General features: G+C 40.4%; 20 protein-coding genes and 1 pseudogene. 7 read left to right on the top strand and 14 right to left on the bottom strand.

The features are described 5' to 3' along the window. Positions 1–89: 89 nt before the first annotated feature. Positions 90–776: a response regulator transcription factor NblR gene (nblR, locus tag NWP25_RS06405; RefSeq protein ID WP_280650598.1), complete on the top strand. Its 687-nt coding sequence runs from the start codon at positions 90–92 to the stop codon at positions 774–776. 45 nt (positions 777–821) lie between these two features. Next, complete coding sequence (locus NWP25_RS06410; RefSeq protein ID WP_280650534.1) at positions 822–1,184, top strand: DUF2237 family protein; 363 nt, start codon at positions 822–824, stop codon at positions 1,182–1,184. A 44-nt stretch (positions 1,185–1,228) separates the two neighbouring features. Here NWP25_RS06410 and NWP25_RS06415 read toward each other — a convergent pair whose 3' ends face one another. Next, positions 1,229–2,764 carry an FAD-dependent oxidoreductase gene (locus NWP25_RS06415; protein WP_280650533.1) on the bottom strand — a complete coding sequence of 512 codons (1,536 nt, stop codon included), beginning with the start codon at positions 2,762–2,764 and terminating at the stop codon, positions 1,229–1,231. 809 nt (positions 2,765–3,573) lie between these two features. Here NWP25_RS06415 and NWP25_RS06420 point away from each other — a divergent pair. Then, a complete protein-coding gene (locus NWP25_RS06420; protein ID WP_280699075.1) occupies positions 3,574–6,201 on the top strand; it encodes a DNA polymerase III subunit alpha in 2,628 nt (875 codons plus the stop codon). A 4-nt stretch (positions 6,202–6,205) separates the two neighbouring features. Here NWP25_RS06420 and NWP25_RS06425 read toward each other — a convergent pair whose 3' ends face one another. The 4 genes from NWP25_RS06425 to NWP25_RS06440 all read right to left on the bottom strand — a co-directional run bounded on the left by NWP25_RS06425 (position 6,206) and on the right by NWP25_RS06440 (position 11,761). After that, the gene (locus NWP25_RS06425) at positions 6,206–9,229 is read right to left on the bottom strand and encodes a type ISP restriction/modification enzyme (RefSeq protein WP_280699034.1); all 3,024 of its coding nucleotides are present in this window, start codon (positions 9,227–9,229) and stop codon (positions 6,206–6,208) included. A gap of 414 nt (positions 9,230–9,643) precedes the next feature. Beyond that, positions 9,644–10,021 carry a hypothetical protein gene (locus tag NWP25_RS06430; RefSeq protein ID WP_280651515.1) on the bottom strand — a complete coding sequence of 126 codons (378 nt, stop codon included), beginning with the start codon at positions 10,019–10,021 and terminating at the stop codon, positions 9,644–9,646. Between the two features lie 133 nt (positions 10,022–10,154). Beyond that, positions 10,155–11,318, bottom strand: coding sequence for a glycosyltransferase (locus tag NWP25_RS06435; RefSeq protein ID WP_280651514.1), 1,164 nt, complete (start codon positions 11,316–11,318; stop codon positions 10,155–10,157). After that, positions 11,312–11,761 (bottom strand): ATP-binding protein, encoded by a 450-nt coding sequence (locus NWP25_RS06440; RefSeq protein ID WP_280651513.1) that lies wholly within the window; start codon positions 11,759–11,761, stop codon positions 11,312–11,314. The genes NWP25_RS06435 and NWP25_RS06440 overlap by 7 nt, the downstream gene beginning before the upstream one ends. Before the next feature lie 164 nt (positions 11,762–11,925). On the opposite strand from NWP25_RS06440, the gene NWP25_RS06445 reads away from it, so the two are divergent. Further along, complete coding sequence (locus tag NWP25_RS06445) at positions 11,926–12,054, top strand: hypothetical protein (RefSeq protein ID WP_280651512.1); 129 nt, start codon at positions 11,926–11,928, stop codon at positions 12,052–12,054. On the opposite strand, the gene petD is transcribed toward NWP25_RS06445, so the two are convergent. Beyond that, entirely contained in the window at positions 12,022–12,504 is a 483-nt protein-coding gene (gene petD, locus NWP25_RS06450; RefSeq protein WP_280651511.1) for a cytochrome b6-f complex subunit IV, read from the bottom strand. The genes NWP25_RS06445 and petD overlap by 33 nt on opposite strands. A gap of 245 nt (positions 12,505–12,749) precedes the next feature. Continuing rightward, positions 12,750–13,397: a cytochrome b6 gene (gene petB / locus NWP25_RS06455; protein WP_280651510.1), complete on the bottom strand. Its 648-nt coding sequence runs from the start codon at positions 13,395–13,397 to the stop codon at positions 12,750–12,752. Positions 13,398–13,776: 379 nt separating this feature from the next. Here petB and ctpA point away from each other — a divergent pair, with 379 nt between their 5' ends. Beyond that, positions 13,777–15,030, top strand: a complete 1,254-nt coding sequence (ctpA, locus tag NWP25_RS06460) for a carboxyl-terminal processing protease CtpA (protein WP_280699036.1) — start codon at positions 13,777–13,779, stop codon at positions 15,028–15,030. Between the two features lie 56 nt (positions 15,031–15,086). Here the strand turns inward: ctpA and NWP25_RS06465 are convergent, their stop codons facing one another. After that, positions 15,087–15,755 carry an MBL fold metallo-hydrolase gene (locus NWP25_RS06465; RefSeq protein WP_280651508.1) on the bottom strand — a complete coding sequence of 223 codons (669 nt, stop codon included), beginning with the start codon at positions 15,753–15,755 and terminating at the stop codon, positions 15,087–15,089. A gap of 185 nt (positions 15,756–15,940) precedes the next feature. On the opposite strand from NWP25_RS06465, the gene NWP25_RS06470 reads away from it, so the two are divergent. Continuing rightward, positions 15,941–17,413 carry a site-2 protease family protein gene (locus tag NWP25_RS06470; protein ID WP_280651507.1) on the top strand — a complete coding sequence of 491 codons (1,473 nt, stop codon included), beginning with the start codon at positions 15,941–15,943 and terminating at the stop codon, positions 17,411–17,413. A 55-nt stretch (positions 17,414–17,468) separates the two neighbouring features. Here the strand turns inward: NWP25_RS06470 and NWP25_RS06475 are convergent, their stop codons facing one another. The 6 genes and pseudogenes from NWP25_RS06475 to NWP25_RS18510 all read right to left on the bottom strand — a co-directional run. Continuing rightward, positions 17,469–18,005 (bottom strand): phycobiliprotein lyase, encoded by a 537-nt coding sequence (locus NWP25_RS06475; protein ID WP_280651506.1) that lies wholly within the window; start codon positions 18,003–18,005, stop codon positions 17,469–17,471. 47 nt (positions 18,006–18,052) lie between these two features. After that, on the bottom strand, positions 18,053–18,733 hold the full coding sequence (locus NWP25_RS06480; RefSeq protein WP_280651505.1) for a HEAT repeat domain-containing protein: 681 nt from the start codon (positions 18,731–18,733) through the stop codon (positions 18,053–18,055). Positions 18,734–18,934: 201 nt separating this feature from the next. Beyond that, positions 18,935–21,079: a TolC family protein gene (locus tag NWP25_RS06485; RefSeq protein ID WP_280651504.1), complete on the bottom strand. Its 2,145-nt coding sequence runs from the start codon at positions 21,077–21,079 to the stop codon at positions 18,935–18,937. A gap of 105 nt (positions 21,080–21,184) precedes the next feature. Next, positions 21,185–22,744: a circadian clock protein KaiC gene (gene kaiC / locus NWP25_RS06490; protein ID WP_280651503.1), complete on the bottom strand. Its 1,560-nt coding sequence runs from the start codon at positions 22,742–22,744 to the stop codon at positions 21,185–21,187. Positions 22,745–22,837: 93 nt separating this feature from the next. Then, positions 22,838–23,152: a circadian clock protein KaiB gene (gene kaiB, locus NWP25_RS06495; protein WP_280651502.1), complete on the bottom strand. Its 315-nt coding sequence runs from the start codon at positions 23,150–23,152 to the stop codon at positions 22,838–22,840. 15 nt (positions 23,153–23,167) lie between these two features. Continuing rightward, positions 23,168–23,488: pseudogene (locus tag NWP25_RS18510) on the bottom strand (circadian clock protein KaiA); the annotation flags it as partial. Between the two features lie 742 nt (positions 23,489–24,230). On the opposite strand from NWP25_RS18510, the gene NWP25_RS06505 reads away from it, so the two are divergent. Then, a complete protein-coding gene (locus NWP25_RS06505; protein WP_280651501.1) occupies positions 24,231–24,395 on the top strand; it encodes a hypothetical protein in 165 nt (54 codons plus the stop codon). Positions 24,396–24,398: the final 3 nt, after the last annotated feature.

Below are 24,398 nucleotides of genomic sequence, written 5' to 3' on the forward strand. Positions count from 1 at the left end.
AAGCAAGAATCCCCCGGCTTCTAGTTGTGGGGAGTGTCAAAACAATGAAATGACTAAATCACCCATCCCAGATTCCCAATTCAATTATGATGACAATAGCTCACAGTCCCTGTATTTTGGTGATTGAAACTGATGAGAGTCTAGCCAATCAACTTTCCTTTGATTTACGAGAAGCGGGTTATGAGGCGATTTTAGCTCATAATGCAGCTAGCGGTTTACAACACTGCCGCGATGACCAACCTGATTTAATTGTTGTAGACCGGATGCTCTCAGGAGAGTCAGGATTGTCGTTGTGTAAAAGTCTCAGAAATGCTGGAACCTGTGCCCCTGTTTTGGTACTGATGGCCAGAGATACGGTAGATGACCGGGTGGCTTGTTTAGAAGCTGGGGCTGATGATTACGTCCTCAAGCCTTATCGCCCAGAAGATTTTTTAAGGTTGATTCGCCTTTATTTAAAACCAGATGTTGAGACCACAGAACAGTTGCGTTTTGGAGATCTGATTTTAGATGTAGCAAGTCGTCGCGCTATACATAACGGACGGTCAATTGAGTTGACAATGAAAGAATTTGAACTGTTAAAGTATTTAATGGAACACCCTCGTGAAGTATTGACCCGGGAACAAATTTTAGAGAACGTCTGGGGTTATGACTTTATGGGTGAGTCCAATGTCATAGAAGTTTATATTCGTTATTTAAGGCTGAAAATTGAAGATGAAACTCACAAGCGTCTGATTCAAACGGTGCGAGGCGTAGGATATGTGCTGCGGGAGTCTTAGTATTAAAATTAGCGTAAATTAGCCAAAAAAAATTAGCAATTGAGTATGACAGAAGCAAAAAACGTACTAGGAACAAAGCTAGAAAGTTGTTGCACATCTCCCATGACTGGCTATTACCGGGATGGGTTTTGTAATACAGGTGGTCAGGATTTTGGTATGCACGTTGTTTGTGCCCAAGTAACAACAGAGTTTTTAGAGTTTACTAAATTGCAGGGTAATGACCTCAGTACGCCTGTTCCCCAATTTAATTTTCCTGGGTTACGGCCTGGCGATCGCTGGTGTTTATGTGCGGCTCGTTGGCAAGAAGCTTTAGATGCTGGGGTAGCGCCACCAGTTGTCCTTGCAGCTACCCATGCTAGAGCGTTAGAAGTATGTTGTTTAAAGGATTTACAAGAATACGGTTTTTGACACTCCCCACAGCTAATGGTTCCTGATGGTGCAGAAAAATTTGCTTAGGTTTGCTTCTGATATGCAGGTTCAAGGTTGTTAATTGCTGGGCCATTAATTACCTTGCCCTTGGCATCAAAGCGGGAACCATGACAAGGACAATCCCAAGTTTCTTCTGAAGAATTCCAGGATACAATACATTTCAAGTGGGTACAAACTGCGGAATGCTCATGGAAATTACCGTTTTCGTCCCGGTAGGCAGCAATTTTAGTTAAACCACGCCGCACCACTGCACCTTTACCTGGTGAAATTTTGTCTACAGAATCAACTTCCCCCGGTGTGACCCAATCTAAATACTGAGCGGCAACATTAATATTTTCAGACACAAAATCACCTGTTGCGGCGGTTCTTGTCCGTGATGGGTCGTAAAGTTCAGCCCAGGTATTGTGACGGCCCAAAATCATATCATTCAAAAGTATACCGGCAATGGTGCCGTGGGTCATTCCCAAGCCGGTGTCACCAGTGGCGATGTAGATGTTGTCCTCATCCAAGGGGTTTTTGCCAATGTAGGCAATACCGTCATCAGCATTCATTACTTGACCGGACCAGCGAAATAAAATATCTTCCACCACCGGAAAACGTTCTCTTGTCCATGTCTCTAGTTTGCCATATCGGACATCAGCATCATCGGCTTGTCCGGTTTTGTGGTCTTCGCCGCCAACAATAAGGACATCATATTGTTCATCTATACTTTGGAGACGCAGGTAATGATAGGGGTCGAGGGTATCCCAGTAAAGGGCTTTGGTAATAAAACCGCGGGGTACTTTGGCACCAATGACAAATGTAATGTAAGCCGCCTGCTTAAAGTGTATGGTAGCTAAATTAGTAATTGGCGAATTGGTGGCTACAACCACAGCATTAGCTGTTACCACTTGACCATTGCTGGTTTCGACGCGGCCAGTTACACCACCTGCAATTTTTTCCACGTGAGTTCCCGTATAGATTCTTCCGCCTCGGCGTTGAATTGCTTCGGCTAATCCGGCTATGTATTTCAAGGGGTCAAATTGCCCTTGGTGGGGAAAACGCAGACACATTCCTGTGTCAAAGCCATCTATTGGTGCTTGTTTGACAAGTTCCACATCAGTGAGTCCGGCGCGATGTGCTGCTGCTAATTCTCGCTGCATCTCATCTAGAGATTCAAGGTTGGGAGGAAAAAGATAACCGTTAAGTCGCTCTAAGTCACAATTAATTTGTTCACGAGCGGCGATAGCTTGAATGGTATCAATTGCTTTTCTATGACTTTGTGCAATTTCCTTGGTACGCTTTTGTCCGTGGATATCTTCAAGTTCATAGTAGCGATGGTATAGGACGTTGGAAAGGTGTGCTGTTGTTCGGCAAGTTTGACCCCCAGCAATAGGTCCGTCATCTAGCACCACTACTGATTTACCTTCACAACTTAGCATATAAGCAGTGGACATCCCCGCCATACCAGCACCCACCACGCACACGTCAGTATGAATATTTTCTTCCAGCATCGGTTGGTGTGGTATTTCTGCTGTGGTCATCCAAATTGAAATTGTTTTCCCAGAGTGGTTTTGCATATTTTTGCGGATTTACTAATGTAAATTACTTGGTGGCAGTTGTTTTTCCCTTGAGAAAAAATTCCCTTAACAGGTTATTGAAATGATAATTTTATTAGAAATATTTTTTATGATTTTAAATTTCATTTAGATATGAATTATCTCCTAAAGGATAGATTTAAAAATCTACTTTTTTGCAGAAGAAAATATCTGTTAATTTTTATATTGAGTAGGATTAATTATTGTTTACAGTTTGTTATTATGTTGTTAACATAAGTCCAACAACAAGACTGTACAAGAGTATAATTTTAGATAACTTATTGCCTATATATACTAGGGCAGAAATGTTGACTGTTGACTGTCCAAGCTGTGCGTCGGTGATACAAAATTTGAGCAATTAATGACTGTATTCTTAATAGACAATAAACTTTGTATGGGTAAAATGCAAAAATTGTAAATTTTTATTCCAGGATTCAACACTTGTGATACTAGGGCTATATGTACTATAAAAAACATGGGTGAATCGGTAATATATCATTAATTAAATAATGTGAATAACACTGTAATACAGCACTTTCTGGTGCGGTGATATACAGTATTGGCGGGCAAGATGCCTACCCCACAAAAGTTTTATGATTATGATTTGTACTTCATAAGAACGAAATCTGCTGTATTATTTTATGTAATATGGGGATTTATCAAGGTAGTTTTTTAAATTCTGGAAATTCATTTCGTAAATGTTGCCTAAGGTGGCTTCAGAATCCTGTGTGATTCCATTCAGGGGAGAAGTCAATGCAGTGCTATACTATCTGGTTGTGCTAGGAGGGTATATGTCCTTTGTGCCATTACATATTCACAGTGACTACAGTTTGCTGGATGGAGCTAGTCAGCTACCAGAGTTGGTAGACCAGGCCATTGCTCTGGGGATGAAAGCTGTGGCTCTGACTGATCACGGTGTGATGTATGGTGCTGTGGAATTAATTAAAATCTGCCGCAGCAAGAATATCAAGCCAATTATTGGCAATGAAATGTATATTATTAACGGCGATATTGAAAAACAAGAACGCCGCCCTAAATATCATCAAGTGGTTTTAGCTAAAAATACCCAAGGTTATAAAAATTTAGTTAAACTGACGACAATTTCTCACCTCCAAGGAGTCCAAGGTAAAGGAATTTTTTCTCGTCCTTGTATTAATAAGGATTTACTCAAGCAATATCGTGAAGGTTTAATTGTCACTAGTGCTTGTTTGGGTGGAGAAATACCCCAAGCCATTTTGAGTGGTAGACCGGATGCAGCGCGTAAAGTTGCCAAGTGGTATAAAGAAGTATTTGGTGATGATTATTATTTAGAAATTCAAGACCACGGCTCCCAAGAAGACCGGATTGTTAATGTTCAAATTGTCAAAATTGCCCGAGAATTAGAAATTAAATTTATTGCCACTAACGATTCTCATTTTATATCTTGTTTTGATGTGGAAGCACATGATGCTTTGCTATGTATTCAAACTGGTCAGCTCATTAGTGAAGATAAACGGATGCGTTATAGTGGCACAGAATATCTCAAGTCTGCTGAAGAAATGAAGCAGCTATTTCGCGACCATTTGTCCGATGATGTGATTGCCGAAGCCATAGCCACCACGGAAGAGGTGGGGGATAAGGTGGGGGTTTACAGTATTATGGGTGATCCTCAAATTCCCACACCATCTATTCCCTCTGGTCACACTGCGGATACCTACGCTGAAGAAGTAGCTTGGCAAGGACTTTTAGAACGGTTACATCGCAAATCCCGTCATGAAGTTGATGCAGTGTATAAAGAGAGATTGGAATATGAACTAAAAATGTTGCAGAAAATGGGTTTTTCTACATATTTTTTAGTGGTGTGGGATTACATCAAATTTGCTAGAGATAATAATATTCCTGTGGGGCCGGGTCGTGGTTCTGCTGCTGGTTCTTTGGTAGCTTATGCTATGGGAATTACCAATATTGACCCAGTACATCATGGGTTACTATTTGAGCGATTCTTGAATCCAGAACGGAAGTCAATGCCTGATATTGATACAGATTTCTGCATTGAAAAGCGGGATAAAGTAATTGAATATGTCACACAAAAGTACGGTAAAGACAGAGTAGCACAAATTATTACTTTTAACCGCCTAACTTCTAAAGCAGTTTTAAAAGATGTGGCTAGGGTATTGAATATTCCCTATGGGGAAGCGGATAAAATGGCGAAATTAATTCCTGTAGTGCGGGGTAAACCAACTAAACTTAAGGTAATGATTTCTGATGAAACTCCAGCACCAGAATTTAAGGAAAAATATGATAATGACCAAAAAGTACGCCATTGGGTTGATATGGCTATGCGAATTGAAGGAACGAACAAAACTTTTGGTGTCCATGCAGCAGGTGTGGTTATTTCTGCTGAACCTTTAGATGAAATTGTACCCCTCCAGAGGAATAATGATGGCTCGGTGATTACCCAGTATTTTATGGAAGACCTGGAGTCAATGGGTTTGTTAAAGATGGATTTTTTGGGGTTACGCAATTTGACCCTGATTCAAAAAACAATTGATTTAATTGAACAAAACTCTGGGGTTCGCATTGACCCAGATGAAATTACAGGTCAAGAACGAAAAGCCCAAAAAATCTTAGCTAAAGGTGAATATAAAACTTTACCGAAAGATGTAAAAAAATCCTATGAATTGTTAGAAGCTGGGGACTTAGAAGGAATATTTCAATTAGAATCTTCGGGGATGCGTCAGATAGTGAGAGATTTAAAACCTTCTAATATAGAAGATATTTCTTCTATTTTGGCACTATACCGACCTGGGCCTTTGGATGCGGGACTCATTCCTAAGTTTATTAATCGTAAACATGGAAAAGAGACTATCGAATATGAAAGCCCTATTCTTGAACCTGTATTGAATGAAACCTATGGAATTATGGTTTATCAAGAGCAAATTATGAAAATTGCTCAAGATATGGCTGGGTATTCTCTGGGACAAGCTGATTTGCTGCGCCGGGCTATGGGTAAAAAGAAGGTTGCAGAAATGCAAAAGCAGCGAGAAAAGTTTGTGGATGGTGCGGCGAAGAATGGAGTCAAGAAACAAGTAGCAGAAGAATTATTCCAGCAAATGTTAAACTTTGCGGAATATTGTTTAAGTGCTGATACGGAGATTTTAACGGTGGAATATGGCTTTTTACCTATTGGGGAAATTGTTGGAAAAGCCATTGAGTGTCGGGTGTACAGCGTTGATGGTAATGGTAATATTTATACTCAACCCATTGCACAATGGCATAATCGGGGAGAACAAGAGGTGTTTGAATATACTTTAGAAGATGGTTCAATTATTCGAGCGACAAAGGACCATAAATTTATGACTACTGATGGGGAAATGTTACCTATTGATGAAATTTTTGCTCGCCAATTAGATTTAATGCAAGTTCAGGGTTTACATTGAGAGTTTATGATTTTTCGGACATTTGCTGGATAATGTTCATTGTTTCCACGCTGATTGTGCATACTCGCATTAACAAATCTATTACCTGTTGTTTATAATCGGCAAAGCGGTAGGTGTGAAAGTGTGCAGCAATGGTGGGGTCTTTGGGTTTTTTTTCTTTATATTGGTCTAAAATCCATTCTAAGGCGCAACGATTACCTAGTTTATATTCCCAAGCTAGGCTGGGTATGTTTTGTAGTGTGGTGATGTCGTCTATGATGATACTTCCCTTGGTTTTATCTGCTTTTAACTTGGCTTTGGGTGTGGTTTGGTTGTCCTTTAAAGGAATATCAACCCGACTGAGTTTGTAGGGTGAGACCGTTTCATAGTTGATATGTAAATCCATGAGTTGTTGTCCCCAGTTGACCCATTGGGGAAAGTTATCATATAAGGGTAAGCGGGGAAAGTCTCGCTTTAAGTTGAGTTGGTATTTTTGGCGGTAGGCTGGGTTATGTAATGCTGCGTAGGTGTAGTGGAAGATGTCTATTTTGGTAATTGTTGTGTTTTGGTAATGGGTTTGAATTTGTTTTAGTCCCCAGTCTGTGATGTTGTCTATGGGGTTTCCTTCTTTGTCGTAGCAGTACAGGGAGAGACATTGGGAACCTGCGGGTAAGCAGTTTAAATCAATGACTATATTTAGAGCTAGACAGTGAAAATCTTTAGGTGATGAAAGTCCTGGTATTGCAATATATTTATTTTCACTGTCATTTTTATATATGTTAAACCATTGATAAGTCATTCCGTTAAAGTGCTTATCAAAATAAAAATGCTGGTTATAAAAAGGACGGTATAAACTATTAACAATTTGCTCAGGGTGGAAATTTTTATTAATTCTTTTATCTAAATATTTAGTTAACTCCCTATCCCATTTAATTTGATTTTTTTCTGAGTAATTTGAATTCCTCAGTGTTTCTTGATAAATGTTAACTAAAAATTTTACTTTTTGTTCTAGCGCATTTTTAGATATATCATAAACCCATTCATCCCGTTGTGTTTTTACACCTGAAGAAAACAACTTAAATATAGCTTTTTCTCCTTTACCTGCTTTCACATCTTTGTCAACTAAAGGTAAAAGAGTATCAAAATCATTATCTGTTTGATTTATCCAGTTATGTTTTCTATCGGGGGTAATGTGTTCAAAAGGAATTTGGTTAAATTTACTCGTTGCTAAATATGTAATTTTGTTATCTCTTAGCTCATGAATATGAAAAGGATGAGAATAAAATATTTTACATCCTGAAAAATTACTATGTTTAACCAAAAAGCATATTAATATACCAGTCATGGCACTTTTACCAAAAATAGTATGCTTTTCTGAAATAAATATACCATCTCTTCCTGAAATTGCCCTAACATTACCTCCTAAATCCAAAAAGTAAGCAAAAGAAAAATCATCTTGAATAGATTTCCTAAAACCATCAAATGCACGACCATCTAAAAAAGAAGAATTAGTTATAAAACAAATAATCCCATTGTTACCAAGTCTATCAGTTGCCCATCTAATAAAACGGGTATACATATCATAAAGTACAATATTATTTTGAGCAGTGCTATATTTAACGTAACTTTCTTTAATTAATTTATCTATTGCCCCATAACCACGGTTAGCATTATTTTCATTAAAATTTTCTTGCTTGGCATTATAAGGGGGATTACCAATGATTACTGAAATAGTTTTGTCATTTTGCCTTTTAATCCTGGAGGTATTTTCTACAGTCATAGCAAATAAATCCATTTGCTTACCTGCAAACAAAGTATTGTCTAAAGTATCCACAAAGCAAATATTCTCAAATTCCTCATACACTCCCATCTTTTGCTTATAGGTGTACTCAATATTTAAATTAGCAATATAATAGGGTAAAATAGCTACTTCATTACAGTGAATTTCGTGTTTATATTTATACTCCAAACTCTGGGGTGGTAAATAATCAATTAATTCTGTGATAAAAGTTCCTGTTCCTGTGGCTGGGTCGAGAATTTCTACGTTTTTGTCAGCTAATAACTTACCAAAGTGTTGATGCACTAAAAAATCTACACTTTCAATCATAAAACGGACAACTTCATTGGGAGTATATACAATTCCTAGTCTGTCCGCAGCTTTGGGATTGTATGCTTTATAAAAGTTCTCATATAAGGCTTTGAGAAATTTTTGTTTTTCTTGGTGGTTATGAATATTTGCTGCTGTGCGCCTAATGACGGCATAATATCTTTCGATGTTGCCTAATGTGTTGCGTCTAATATTTCCTGTAAAAAAGGTAGTGATGACTTCTTGCAATTCCCGGGCTACATTATTTTCTCTGTGGAATTGAGATTCGTTAAAAATATTGAGAAAAATATCTTCAGTGAGAATATGCTGAATCATCATTTCCCGAATATCTAGTAAACTGATTTCTGGGTTGATGGATTCTTGGCAAATGTGCCAAAATTTATTCCTGGCGGATTGAAAAGAAATGTTAGTTTCACCTTGACTATCAATCAAGTCTCTGAGAGAATCTAAGATGGTGGGTAGGTCTTGCTTAAAAGTTTCTATAGCTTGCCGAAAGTCTCTCACTTCCGGTCTGACATAGTTAATAAAATTATTAATAATGTCATCCAGGGCGTCTGCATCTTTCATGGGTACGCGCTGGGTTTCTGTGCCGCTTTGAATTAAAACTGCGGTTTGGGAATCTTCAAATAAAATGTTACTATTGGGATAACCTTTATTAAGTTTGATTTCAATTTCTTGATTTAAATTGTCATATTGGTCTTTGCTCTCCCAGTAACCCCAATCCAGACGTAAAGCATCTTTAACAGTGCCATCAGGATAAACAACTTTGCCGTTGGGTAATTTATAATCCAATTCAGGAATTAATAAAAAATCTTTGGGTTTGCAATATTCATTTAAAAGATTTTGAAAAGCCCCGCGAATAGAAGTTTCTTTTCTCGATCCGCCAAACTGAATAATTTTTTCTAGTTCTGTGTGGTATTGACTAATTAAAAGTCTTGACATGAGATTAAGTTTTCTGTAGGATGGCGTGTCTACCCTGTTTTCTAAACCGGGGATTTGTGAAAGGTTTATAAACGAAGTTTCTCAGGGACTTTTTTAGGGTGAGTTAAATAGTCTCTAGGGATTCCGCTAATATCAGAAGTGTTGAATACTGCAATAAAAATTTACAATTTTTGCGTTTTACCCAGGTAAAGTTCATTGTCTATTAAGAATAGAGTCATTAATTGCTCAAGTTTTGTATTATCGACGCAGAAGTTGGACAGTCAACAGTGAACATTTCTGGGATTAATAGTTATTTTTACTTTACTGCTGGTCAAGTTTGAGGAGATGTTATCAAAAGATATAAAGCATGATTTTGACATTAGGAATTATGAATTACCTTAGGGAGAAGCTATGCTCTCAAAGAGGTGTTGGGAATTATTTGTGATCTTCTAGTGATTGGGCTGGTATTTCAATTGCTTGAATGTCAATTGTTCCTTCTGGTGTGAAGCGCTGAAAGTGACCTTGTTGGACGGATAACTGCTCTCCACAATTGGGACATTGTAACTGAGTGTTGTTTAAACCTGTAAATTCAAAATTACATACAGGACAGTGGCTAGGAATTAAATTACGTTGTAGCCACCAGCGAAATGCCAAGAAAGCCACGACGGGTGTTAATAATAACAAACCAAAGATAATTAATAAGGAATTCACCAACCAGCCTAAGCCTAATGATGCTAACAACCAAAAAACTGCTAACAGGGTGAGCCAAGGGCGAAGGTTTTCAAGACTTAATTGGAAAGATTTAAGGCTCATTTTTTAAAATGTTGTCTTGCTCTTCCTCTAGGATAACGATTTTAATGGAGAGTCAAAAGCCTAAAGTCAACTACCAAAAGTCAAGAAATATTAATTTAGCTTTAATTCAGCTCTAGGACTAGGGGCTGATGACTCAGGACAAAAGTAGTTGTTGTAAACGCTGTTGAAAGGTTTCGATACCAAAAAGAGTCATGGCTTGTGCTCTTAACCATTGTCCATGACAACGCTGATCCTTTGCTTGCAAAATTTCTATACAAGCAGTAGCAACAGCTTGTGAATGGCGATGGGGTACTTGCCATCCCAGCTTACCATCTTGTAACGGGTCGGCGGAGCCATCATCGTCACCGGATAACACTGGTACACCGCAGGTCATGGCTTCTAAATAAACAATGCCAAAGCCTTCTTGGGAGGGCATAATATAAGCATCAGCGAGGCGATAATGTGCTACTAACTGTTCTGTGGGAATAAAACCTGCAAAAACCACGCGATCGCTCACTCCTAAGTCTTGAGCCAGCTGGGCTAATCGTGGTTGGTCATCACCGCGACCAATGACTAGATATTTTACTTGTGGGAAAGCTTGAGCTATGTGGGGTAGTGCGCGAATAGTGACATCTACGCCTTTGTAAATATCTCCTGACCATAGTCGCGCCACGGTCATTAATACTTTTGCACCACCTAAGCTATACTTTTGAATTAATTCTGGTTGTTTAGGACCGGGGGTAAATTTATTACCATCAATAGCACAAGGTAGGATCTTGATTTTTTCTGGGTCTAGATTGTTAGCAGCGCAAGCGCGACGGCGGCTGTAGCGGCTAATTGTCCAAATGGCATTTGCTGATGCTAGGGCATTTCTTTGACTGTGTTTGAGTGGTTCCCAAACTTCTTTGCCATAGGTAAGAACTGTGTAGGGAATACCCAAGGGCTGACAAATAGTTTTGATTAGTACGGCTAGGTTAATATGACCACAAAAAACTTGCTGGGGGGGTTTTTGTAGCAGATGTTTTAACAAAGCTACGGACATATTGAGCCTTCCCAGTTGAGGGAATTTATTTTCAAAGTAATAAAATTTTAAATTATCGGACTCATAAGGATTTGACTGGTGAAAGCTATCTCGCAATAAAAAGACTTGTGCTTTACACCTAGCATTTAATCTTCCATAAGCACGGAAAATATCCTTGACATAAGATTGAATTCCGCCTTCACCAGCAAAAATCTCTAAGAAAACGAAAACATGATGAGCTTGTTTGTTAATTTGGTTAGCTGAACTTAAGTTTTCTCCTGGTGTATCAATCAGCATTTGTGTATGTTCTGATTGCTATATTTGACGATTAGTAAACAGTTTTTACCATCTGTACTGCGTTCGTAAACAACACGGTCAGCCAAACGTCGCAGGAGAAACCATCCATATCCCCCCACTTGGAGAGTACCCGGCTGTGGCTCTGCGATAGCATCGGGATCGAAGGGTTTTCCTTGGTCCCAAATTCTCATTTCCAGTCTGTCAATCCATAGACTCACTTCAATTTCTATGGTTGTTTCTGGTGGTAAAGCACGATGGGCGTGACGAACTGCGTTGGTAAAACCCTCTGCTAAGGCTAGGTGGAGGCGATAAAGTTGGCTTTCTGACCAGCCAAATTGAGGCAGATATTTAAGACAGAATTCCTCAAACCATTTTTGTACGTAGTTTAGGAGCTGTAGTTCGCTCTTCACTGTCAGATGGTCGTGCTGCGGTATGCTAAGCATTGACCTTGACTTGGATATAGAATTTGTAAGAATTTTTGTAATGGTTGCACTTTGATGATTTTAGATTTTGGAATGTTTTCTTGCTCCAAAACTAAAAGTTCCATATACCAGCTACCTTGCTAAAATCGACACCTGTAGGTTTCAAAATTACATCTACCAAAAGAATGAGCAGCTTTCCAGAACAATTAAGTGGTGATTCCTTGGCTGTTTTGGGAGATGCTCTTGAAACTACAGATGTCAAAGATTATTTGCTGCTTAGTTTAGAACAATCCCAAGGTCAAAGATTTATCTAGTGGTAAAGCAGCACCAATACCTAACCACAGGGTTACAAGAGTTCCAAACAGAAACACTGTAGTTGCCACTGGACGACGGAAAGGATTTTGGAACTTGTTCACGTTTTCTAGGAAAGGAACTAGGATTAATCCCAGGGGCACGGAGGCCATTGCTAATACTCCTAAAAGTTTGTTAGGAAGTGAGCGCAAAATCTGGAATACGGGGTACAAGTACCATTCTGGTAAGATTTCCAAGGGTGTGGCAAAAGGATTTGCTGGTTCACCTGTCATTGCGGGGTCTAGCACAGCTAGAGCTACAATGCAAGCGAATGAACCCATGATCACAATTGGGAATACGTACAGTAGGTCATTAGGCCAAGCGGGTTCACCATAGTAGTTGTGACCCATGCCTTTGGCGAGTTTAGCTCTTAACTGAGGATCACTCAGATCGGGTTTTTTTACTGTTGCCATAATTTAAATGCGCTCTCCTGCTCAAATTCAGTTAAAGCATTTGTCAAAACCATCAGCTATAAGGTTGTCCTAGGCTGGGGTCATTTGCCCGGGAGGTGTCTACAGCTTTTAGTTGCAAATACAAGTCTTTGTTTTTATTGTGGCTTATGAGTTATTAATTGTTGATTGCTCATAAGTTTAAAACAAATCTCTCTGTCTGGGAACTAAAAGCTGTTACCTTTTTGCATTTTGGCTTAGTTATGAGATTACAAAGGACCAGAAATACCTTGTTTGCGGATCATCAAGAAGTGGAACAGCATGAATACCGCAATTAACCAAGGGAGAATGAAGGTGTGAGCGCTGTAGTAGCGAGTCAGTGTGGCTTGACCGACACTGGAACCACCGCGTAACATATCAGAAATGAAAACGCCAACTACCGGAATTGCTTCTGGTACGCCACTGACGATTTTTACTGCCCAGTAACCAACTTGATCCCAAGGTAGGGAGTAGCCTGTGACACCGAAGGAAACGGTGATTACAGCTAAAATCACACCACTTACCCAGGTTAATTCACGGGGCTTTTTGAAGCCACCTGTGAGGTACACCCGGAAGGTGTGCAAAATCATCATTAATACCATCATACTGGCGGACCAGCGATGAATGGAGCGAATGAGCCAGCCAAAGTTGACTTCATTCATGATGTACTCTACTGAAGAGTAGGCTTCAGCCACTGTTGGCTTGTAGTAGAAGGTCATGGCAAATCCAGTGGCGAACTGGATCAAAAAGCAAGTTAAGGTAATTCCACCCAGGCAATAAAAGATGTTTACATGGGGGGGGACATACTTGCTAGTTACGTCCTCAGCGAGGGCTTCTAGTTCTAAGCGTTCTTCAAACCAGTCGTAAACGTTGGCCATACAATCTCAAGTTCCTAAAAATTGGTTGCTGTTGATCAATCTCCCAATTAAAAATTTTGGGATTTTCAAAAAGGGGAGTTTGTTTCTTTGCTTTTGACTTTCCAGAGTGGTGAGAGTTTTTATCTTCTTAACACTCTGTAAATATGGAATATATTGCGTTCTCTTGGCAAGCCAGGAGCAAAAATGCCAGCCACCAAATAGATCTTATCGTTTGTTGAGTGAAGTACACGCCATCAGTTTTTGAACAACTTGATGAGAGAAATGCACCACTTCTATAAAAAAAGTAACATAGTTGAGATATAGATTTCATCAACGCGGCGGTAAGTAGGCATTTTTGCCTAGAATTTTGCGGCAATTTGGGATCAGGTGCAATTTAGAAATGGTTTTCATGGAAAAACAGGTTTTCAGACTAGGATTTTCAGTCTTAATGGCGTTTTGGTTAGCCCTGGGCGCTTTCATCCCTTCGGCGGTGGCTTTAACTGATCAGCAAAGACTAGTTTCAGAGGTTTGGCGAATTGTTAATCGGGCCTATCTAGATGAGACATTTAATCATCAAAATTGGTCGCAAGTGAGGAAAAAGGTGCTAGAGAAGCCACTAAAAAACGATGAAGCGGCTTATGCAGCAATTCAGAATATGGTCAAGACTTTGGGTGATCCTTTTACGCGCTTTTTAGATCCCCAGCAGTACCACAGTTTGCAGGTGAATACTTCTGGTGAATTAACTGGGGTAGGGTTGCAAATTGCCCTCAATGGAGAGACCGGAAAGCTGGAGGTAGTGGCTCCTATTATGGATTCACCAGCAGATGCAGCGGGGATTGAACCCCGCGATCGCATTCTCAAAATCGAAGGGATTTTAACAGACAATTTGAGCCTGGAGGAAGCAGCCGCAAGGATGCGAGGCCCTGTTGGTAGTTCCGTCACACTTTTGATTGAACGAGATGGGGTAGGAAAAAAAGAAGTGAGAATAGTGCGCGATCGCATTAGTCTTAACCCTGTGGTAGCAGATCTACGTTTCTCTCCACAGGGTGAGCCCATTGGCTACCTTCGCCTCACTCAATTCAATGCTAACGCCTCAAGGGAATTAGCACAGGCTATTTCTAACCTAGAAAAAAAAGGTGCTGGTGGATATATTTTAGACTTACGAAATAATCCTGGTGGGCTATTACAATCAGGAATTGAAATTGCCCGTTTGTGGTTGAATTCTGGCACCATAGTTTACACGGTAAACCGCCAAGGTATCCAGGGTAGTTTTGAATCATTTGGCCCTGCTTTGACAGATGATCCTTTGGTGATTTTAGTAAATGAAGGAACCGCGAGCGCTAGTGAGATTTTGGCAGGAGCGCTGCAAGACAACGGTCGTGCTACTTTGGTTGGGGAAACTACCTTTGGTAAAGGATTAATTCAGTCTTTGTTTGAATTATCCGATGGCTCTGGCTTGGCGGTGACAATTGCTAAGTATGAAACGCCATCACATCGGGATATTAATAAATTAGGAATTAAGCCAGATGTGGTAATTTCCCAAGAGGCAATTACCCGAAAACAGATTGCCACGGCAACGGATTTACAATATCAAGCAGCTATGGAATTATTCAAGACTAATTCGGTGTTGGCGAGAGCCTCCAGTGGGAAGTAGGGAATGGACAGTGGGTAGATGGGAAATTTCGAGGCTGTTTCCCATTTAATTTTTCCTCACTGGTCAGGAATTTCACTAGCATTCACCAGACGGCGGTAGGCATTATCTATTACACCTTTACCTCTGAGAAAACCTGTGTTCCCACCGGGACAAATATACTGGAGTGTTTGCGGCGTGAAACGTTCTAGTATGAATTGAAAACTTTTGATTTGTCTGGGCCAGTGAAAGGTTTTTGCTGTAGGTAAGGGTACTGGTTCCCCTCCCTGGTTGGGAAGTAAATGGCGACCAGAAAATAGCACACCGCCTAATTCACTGTAGTAAAGGCAAGATGAACCGGGGGAATGGCCAGGTGTCCAAATTACCTGAGATGTGGAATTGAGTGTAAATTCATGGGTAAAGGAGGTGAGAGTTAATCCAGGTAATAGATAAGCTTCTTGCTCTTGAATCAGGACTTCGCAGCCAAAGGTTTGTTGAATTTTTGCTGTTTTACCAATGGCACCTCGATGGCTGAGAAATAACCAACGCACGCCTCCATGCGATCGCAGAAAATCTTGATTTTTTAAATCGTCAGAGGGAGAATCTATGAGGATGTTGCCTTCTTTTCCTACAATAAGGTAAGAGGTTCCTCCTAATGTGTCCCGATTTGGTGGAAAGGCAAAGATGGTATCTAATACCAAACGTGGTTGTTTAGCTGTGTGACTTGGTTGTTGAGGTGAGGGACACATGAACAAAAACCGAAACTGAGGGGTGGTAAAAATTGGGTTACAGAGTTGAAGTTCTTAAGAATTAACACTTAAGAGTTACAAGTTCTGTTAACTATTATGGACAAATTGGGTTGAGTCTGTGTAGTCGTGAAGGTTGTGGTACCGACACACTAGTAAGACGTTTTTGCCAAATTACTAAAGAGCAAATGACATTTTGGTTTCTCCTACTACTGGGACTAGCTACTTATTTGATAGTGCAGCGCAGCGTCGCTAATATGACCAGCACACCTGTTTGGTTGCTGTGGTTGGTGTTAATGACTCCAGCTTTGATATTGAGCGCCTGGACATTGATGTATGGAACGAAACAACCTCCGCCATCATCACTGATTATTTGGCCATCAATTATCTGCCTTCTGTTATACTGGCTATTGTTTCAATGGGGTCGTAAAACGCCAACAGATGTACAAACTCAACCCCAAACTATTGAATCACAATCAGCCATCCATCCTACCGCAGAACCAGTACCAGTGCGTCCCATTGAACCAACAGAAGAAACCCAACTGAGAAATTGTTTTCCCTGGTCTGTATACTACATCCACAAAATTGAGTACAGACCCCAGGCTGTGATCTGTAGAGGTCAGATCAAAACAACACCTACTCAGGCTTATGAGCAAATTAAGGCAAATGTGGAGGCGGAATTTGGCGATCGCTTTATCCTGATTTTTCAAGAAGGTTTGAATGGTAAACCTTTCTTTGTCCTTGTGCCCAACAGTCAAGCTGCTAAAAATAAAAGCAAGGGACAACAGATTACACGTCCAGGATTAGCTTTATTTTTAGTATTAGCTACTTTGGTTACTACTACTTTGGTGGGGACAAACATTGCCGGGGCAGATCCAAAACAATTGGCATCTGATCCAAATGTTTTGTGGCAAGGGTTGCCTTATGCTGTAGGGCTGATGACGATTTTGGGTATTCACGAACTGGGTCATTATTTGACCGCCCGATATTACAAAATTCGGGCCACCCTGCCTTATTTTATACCTATGCCGTTCTTTTTAGGTACTTTTGGCGCATTTATTCAAATGCGTAGTCCAATTCCTCACCGCAAAGCTTTATTTGACGTGAGTATTGCTGGGCCTCTGGCAGGTTTTGTGGCTACTTTACCTTTACTTATTTGGGGTTTGGTGAATTCAGAAGTAGTGCCGATGACGGAGGAAACAGGATTTTTAAACCCTGAAGCTCTGAATCCTAAATCTTCAATTTTATTGGCATTGCTTTCTAAGTTGGCATTAGGAGACAAGCTAACTGCAACATCAGCAATTGATCTGCATCCTATCGCCATAGCTGGTTTTTTTGGGATTATCATCACAGCTTTGAATTTGATGCCTGTGGGACAACTGGATGGAGGTCACATTGTCCATGCCATGTTTGGGCAGAAAACCGCTATCGTTATTGGTCAAGTTTCTCGCTTATTACTACTGCTAGTTTCTTTAGTGCAGTCAGGATTTTTGCTATGGGCGATTATTTTATTATTTATCCCCTTAATGGATGAACCTGCCTTGAATGATGTCACAGAACTGGATAATGGACGTGACATTTTAGGATTGATGACGATGGCATTGTTGATCACCATTGTTTTGCCACTACCCGAGGCTTTCGCTAACTTGTTGCAAATGTGAATTTGTTGCCAAGATACCTCCCTCCTCTCCTTGTGGGAGAGGGGGAATTAGCTTGTTATGATGCTTTTGCAGCCGATGGAGCCATACGGATTTCGGAAGTGAAAGAAGCCATACTAAAACCGCCAAAACGTTTAAGGATACTTACGCGCATTCGTAAATTGGGACTAGCAAACCATAAACGTTCTTCGCTAGACATGGTTTCATACTCTGTGAATAAAGTCAAAGCGCCATCGTTACCCATTTTATAGCTGCCTGCAACGGGTGCTTTCTCGGCATAACCCATTTCTCTGAGTAATTTGCCTTCGTTGGGACTAACGGCATCGGGTACGGTAACTAAGACCGTAGAACCAGTGTGTTTTTCTTCATCCCATTCCATTGTGCCATTCCAGGTGACCCTGGCACCACAGGAAGCTTGACCAGGAGCAACTTCGTATTGTTGACACAGTTTGATTACCTCTGGATGATCTGGTGGTAAACTTTCAATTACTATGTCTGACTTGCCGTCTTCAGATTGTTTAAAAGCTAAATGGTGACTGGTGCGATGGGAAAACCATTTACCAGCACTCAACTCAAAAAATTCTTCAATATTCATGAATGAAACTACCCTGCAACAAAAGGTTAAACATTCCAAAGTTAAGATTAAGCTTGGCTACTTTGTTTTTCAAGTCTTGCCAAAGAAATCCTCGCCGCTTCGCCAACGTTGGGATGCTGATCTTTTTCTAAGTATTTTAGAGCTGAAATACTCTTAGTAGTAGGAAGATTTCCCAAGGCTTCTGCTAGACGTTGGCGAACTAACCAATCATTTGACTGAGCAAAGCGCAGAATACTGTCCACAGACTGAATGTCTTGTATTTCTCCCAGTGCAGAAATTGCAGCTTCTTGTAAGACTGTTTCGCTGCTATCCAAGGCCTTAATTAAAACATCATGGGCCCGTGGGTCTTTGATATTACCTAGAGAAACCGCTGCACTAAAGCGTACTAGCCAATCAGTATCTTCATAAAATGCTCTGACCAGTGCTTCAAAGGCTCTGGCATCACCTAAATATCCTAACGCTCCAGCTGCATCGGCACGAATGCCATAATCTGGATCGTTTTCCAGAATTTTAACTAAAATTGGATAACATTCTGGTGTTTGCTTGATTCCTAGGGCAAATATTGCCATTGACCGCAGTTGTATAGATTCATCATCTAACACCTTTTTAATTAAAGGTACTGCATCTTCGGGAGGTAGCTCCCGCAAACTGGCAAGAGCTACCATGCGATCGCGCAAATTGGGACTTTCTAACTGAGCAGAGATTTCCTCTAAGGGTAGACCAGGCATTTAGTTCAAAGCGCTTTCTTTACTTATGTTTACTTTAACTGATTACCTGACGGAGTCATGGTCATTAAGCTTACCGGTTGTGAAGAGTTTATAAAAGAACTTTCGGCACTTGCTTCACCCTGGGGAGTGCCAAAGCAACTGAAAGCCCCACAGATAAATCCGGGGGCTGGAAATCAAAATAGAACAAGTTTTGTGACGAATTTACTGAGCTAATCCCCTAGAAGTAACGGCTCGTTGTAACTGAGCCAAAGCGCGATTGTAATCTAAGATAGCCGTAATGCGATTACCTTCGGCTCTTGTCAAGTCGTTCTCGGAATTAATGACATCAGTTTGAGTACCTACACCCGCTTGGAATCGTAAACGAGCCAAACGAAGAGCTTCCCTAGCCTGTTCTAAGGCAGTATTGGCAGTTTGAACATTTTCTAAGTTAGCTTTCTGGGTAGAAAAAGCCTGTTCTACCTGAAAACGAATTTGGTTGCGTTGTTCACTAAATTCAGTTTCTGCGATGGCCACATTAGCTTTTGCCTGGGCTGCACTGGCTTTAGCGGCTCCTCCATCGTACAAGTTCAAAGTAGCCCTGACGCCCACAGAGTAACCGTCAGTGACACTCACACCATCATCAAATTGATCCAGCAAGTTATAACTTGCAATCAAGCTAACTTGAGGTCCTAGGGCTGAAAGTGCTTGTCGCCGCTGCTGTTCACTGATATTACGCTGTGCCAACTGCTGTTGTAGTTCCGGACGATTTTGAAATGCTAAAATAATGCTGCTGTCTAGGTCTTGACTCCATAAACCTGCTAATTGCACAGGGTCTGCTGCACTAATGTTTACTGATTGTGGCAAACTTAACCGAGTCGATAGACGACGACGGGCAACTTGCTGTTGAGAGAAGGCATTAGTGAGTTCTTGCTGAGAATTAGCCAAATTTACTTGGGATTGCAAGACATCAAATCGCGTACCAACTCCCGCCCTTTCTAAAGCTTGTGCATCTCGTAAACTAGCCTGGGCATTTTGCACAGCAGATTGGGCAATGCGTACTCGTTCGTCTGCTTGTTGCAAGTCGTAGTATTCCGTGGCGACATTGAGGCGAATTTCCTCAGATTGGGCTTCCACTGCCAACTCATTTAAGCGTACCTGTTCCTCTGCTTGTCTGATGTTAGCTCGTCGTCTGCCGGAAGTAAAAAGATCATATGTCAATTGAGCTTGACCGCTAAAAGCCGTTGTGGTTTCAGCTGCTGGTACTGGTAAAGGTGACTGTCGTGCTTGTTGTTCTAACTGTAGCTGTTGTGCAGCGGAACGACTGCGAGTAATATCAGCACTCAGACCAACATTAGGCAATAAAGCAGCTTGAGCCTCACCCAGAGCGGCTTGAGCCCGTTCTAGCTGCAATAAAGACACCTGTAAATCACGATTGTTCCGCTTTGCCAGTTCTAGGGCTTGTACCAAGGTAATGGGCTGATTACCTTCCAATCTCACTTCCTCTGGTTTGGTAGGAAATTGCAAAGGATTGGCACTAGGGATGAGATGACCAGGAATTTCCACACTACTAGTCGGCATAAATCTTACACCTTCTATTTGCGTGGGAATTTGAGCAGTACTAGCAGGTGCAATGTTGTTAGTTTCTGGTGGCAAAAGAATTAAATCCGAACCAGTATTTCCCAAGGCTGAGGTGATGTTGGCAGTATTGGGATAACTTAGATGTTGAGACGGGCACTTACTAGCAGTTGTAGACGAAGAAATTGATATATTATTTAACTCCCCGTTCTGGGAGCAACTAGCCACGGACAACAACCCAGCGGCTGTATTACCCTGGAACTCAGTTTTTAAATTCAATGACTGAGTTTTTGCCTTTGTGGCATAAGTTGCTGACGAAGGTAAACTAGACAGGTAAACATTTGGTTTGGAGGTAACATTTAAATTACCAGTTGTTTGTAATTGCTGCTCATAACTTGCAATTTCAGTTTGTTGTTGATGGTTATTTGGGTCAGGATTTAACCAATGTGTGAAACTGGGAAATTTACCTTCATCTTTTTGCGAATCTTCTTCTATGGGTATGACAGTAGTTTTTGTCAAGATAACTGGGTTACTCTTACTCATTGAAGACTGCAAATCAAATGTAGTTAACCCAGATTCGGGTACTATATCTGGAAAAATCTGTGTCTTAGTAATAGGCAGTTGGGTATCAATATTGTCTGCTACTGAAGTTGGACTATCACTATAAGTCAAGACACTAGGAGAAGACCCAAGTTTTACACCAGTTGCTATCCCAGCTAATCCAGGCTGGGTTGTTAATACTGCTGCTGTGACACTAGGTAGGAAACTATAGAATAAGTATTGTCCTTTCACCGCATCCCCTCACACAAAAATCAATACTAGCGGCAGAAAACCCCTCTTATCCACAGAATATAGCATGATCCTCAATTTAAAAATGAATATACCATGACAGTAAATTTAAGAATCAGAACTTGCTTTGTTATCAAAACGGCGGACTATGCGCGATAGTTCCGCCTTCTCATCGATACTAACGCGAGTAGGCGAACCACTAATAATTCTTTCGTAGTGACGGAAAGAATCTTTAATTTCTGGGCCGTCAGCAGTGATATTATACTCGCGGATACCCTTGTCGTGCCAGGAACCCCGCATTTTAAATACATTAATTGCCCGTGACATTTCACCACGAATTTCTACGTACTGTAACATCAAAATTGTGTCAGTAATTGTAGAAATATGGGAGTCAGTAATGGAATGTGATCCCATAAATTGGTCAGTTGTGTTGGTAAAAAAACCAGTTATTTCTTCTTGCTTGGCATAACCAGTAACACCAATGACAAACTGACGGAAGGCATTATTACTCACTCCTCTAGCTAGTGCTGAAAGCGAGTCAATGGCAATGCGGGAGGGCTTAAAAATTGCAATTTCTGATTTAATAATTTGCAAGTGGTCTTCCAAACCAGTTGATTCAGGATAAGTGCAAATTATTTTGAGTAATCCTTGACGTTCTAATTCTTCAAAATCAATTCCCCAAGAATAGGCATTACGAGACAGTTGAGCCCGTGATTCTTCATAAGCAAATAATATTGCTTGTTCACCATTTATGCACCCGTCTTGTAGAAATTTACTGACTAGTAAAGTTTTACCAGTACCCGTGGCTCCTGTTGCCAAAATAATAGAATCTTTAAAGAAACCACCCCCGCACATTTCATCGAGGGTTTTGACTCCAGATGATACTCTGACATTAGAAGATCTTTGGGTCAAGCGCATTGCTCCCAAAGGAAAAATATTGACTCCTTCATTAGTAATTGTAAAAGGATACTCGCCTTTCATATGAGTTGTACCACGCAATTTGAGAATTTCAATTGTGCGCCGGCGACGTTCTCCTTCTAAAACATTACGTACAATTACCACGTTATCGGAAACAAATTCTTCTACCCCAAAGGAAGCAACAGCCCCGTATTCTTCACTACGTTCAGTGGTGATGATAGTTGTGACGTGTAGTTGCTTCAGACGGGCAACAAGGCGGAAAATCTCTCGCCGCACCACTCCCATGGCTTCATACTGCTGAAAGACTGCTGTAATTGAGTCAATGGATACTCTTTGGGCTTTATATTTGCGAATTGCATATTGCAAACGTTCAATGAGTGCAGACAGATCAAAGTTACCAACAATATCTTGACCTTCGGGATCTGGTGAAGCATCAAGAATAAATAACTTTCCTTCATCAATGAGGCGTTGTAAATTCCACCCGAAAATTTGGGCGTTTTTAATAATGTCGCTGGGGGATTCTTCAAAGGTAACAAATACACCGGGTTCATCAAAACGGGTAATACCGTTATAGAGAAATTGCAGGGATAATAAAGTTTTGCCTGTGCCGGATGTACCACTAACTAAGGTAGTTCTACCAATAGGCAAACCTCCGTGGCTAATATCGTCAAAGCCCTCTATCATCGTGCGAATTTTTTCTACCCCAGTAATCAGGGTGTTGTTTGGCGCTGCTTGGTCTTTTTCGCTCATTGTTTGTTAACAAATGGGTATTAAACCCGGTTTTTATATTACTAAACTAAACTTGGTAATTTGTTATCAAATTTGTATGATTAAAGATTTTTTTTACTCTTCCCAATATTCTTCACTTAGTTCTTCATAAAGTAAATCTAATCCAATCAAAACTCTTTCTCTGTCTGATAGGTCACCAATTATTTTGCGGACGGGTGGAGGCAAAATTTTAGATAATGTTGGCGTAGCTAATATTTTATCTTCTTCGGCTAGCTGTGGGTTTTTCAGCACATCAATTACTTTCAAAGCATAGACACCTTGAAATTCCTGTTCTAAAATATTTCTAAGTATTTTTAATGCTCTTACGGAATTAGGTGTATTCCCTGCTACATAAAGCTTGAGGACATAAGTTTTTCTGGGTTGATTCATTATTATGAATTTCGTTTATTTATAAAGTGAACATCTATACAGTTCACACAAGTGCGCTAGTATATCTATGAGTGTTAGGCGGTAATCAAGCAGTGCTTCATCACTCCTGCCTTCTAATCTTAGCTGTATGGAAAAGTCTTCAATTAGTTCCATATGAAATTCTATAATTTGAGGCACAGGAATATTAGCATAAAATACTGCTTTGATAAATTTATCAATTTCATCTTTCAGAGTTTTGTCTGCAGTAAAGTAATTTATAAGAATGCGGCGATAATCTGCTTTAAGCTGTTGTAACAATGCCTGCCGATCAACTTGAGTCATCTGCTGAAAGAACTGCTGTGGTTTTTGTGTCTGTCATGGAAGTACATAAAAAGATTGACTAGTGAAATTTTTATTAAGATATTGTTGCCCCCACGTCAGTAGGTAGTAAATTCTAGCAGTGGTAGTGGTGATTATTGGCCATCAGCTCAATTGCTCGGTGGTGTAATGATTGAAACTTAGTTGGGTAATTTGTTTAGCCTGAGGGTCTCAATGGGGGAGACTGGCTGGAAAAACCAATATGATCAGTAACATATGTATACTTGTATGTCTGAAGTTAATCACCCTGACCCATATTGGTGGAGTATCTATATCATTAGATGTAGATAACACTTTTAAGGTTTATGTGTAGTTGTGTATTAGATTGGTAACTTTCCTTTTCAGTGCATGTCTGGTTGTACAACAGCGAGATACACTTGGATAAGTGCTAGCACTTAGTAGCTTGTGGATTGAGCCTCTGTTGTCAATGAAGGTACATTATTTAATTAATGATTCACGTATGTATATTTCCCCAGACATAGATCCCTTGACTTCACTCCTTGATAAGATACTTAAATTAACTTAAAGTATCGTCTCGTTCTAAATCATTATAATTCCTCAAGGTTTATTAGCGAATCTTTGACCCCATAATTGTTTTAGTTGTCACGCTGGAAAAGAAGTTTCCACAGCAGTCAGGGACTGACAAGGACACTTCCCTAAAAGTACCAGCGGCATAGGCAACGAGTGAGCGCCATAACTCCTGTCCAATAAAAATATGGCCGTGAGTGCATTCAAACGGCAAACTCATTGTTTCAATGGCGTTGTGGCTGTAACAAGAATCGCTGAAATGAGTCTTCTCAAAGAATATTTGTTTGCTGGTGGAACAGTATTTGCTGAAGTGCTGATGGTGAACCTGCAAGCTTCCACAAAGAAGAATGACCCCTAAGAT

Source organism: Umezakia ovalisporum Ak1311 (assembly GCF_029891685.1).
GTDB classification, from domain to species: Bacteria; Cyanobacteriota; Cyanobacteriia; order Cyanobacteriales; family Nostocaceae; genus Umezakia; species Umezakia ovalisporum.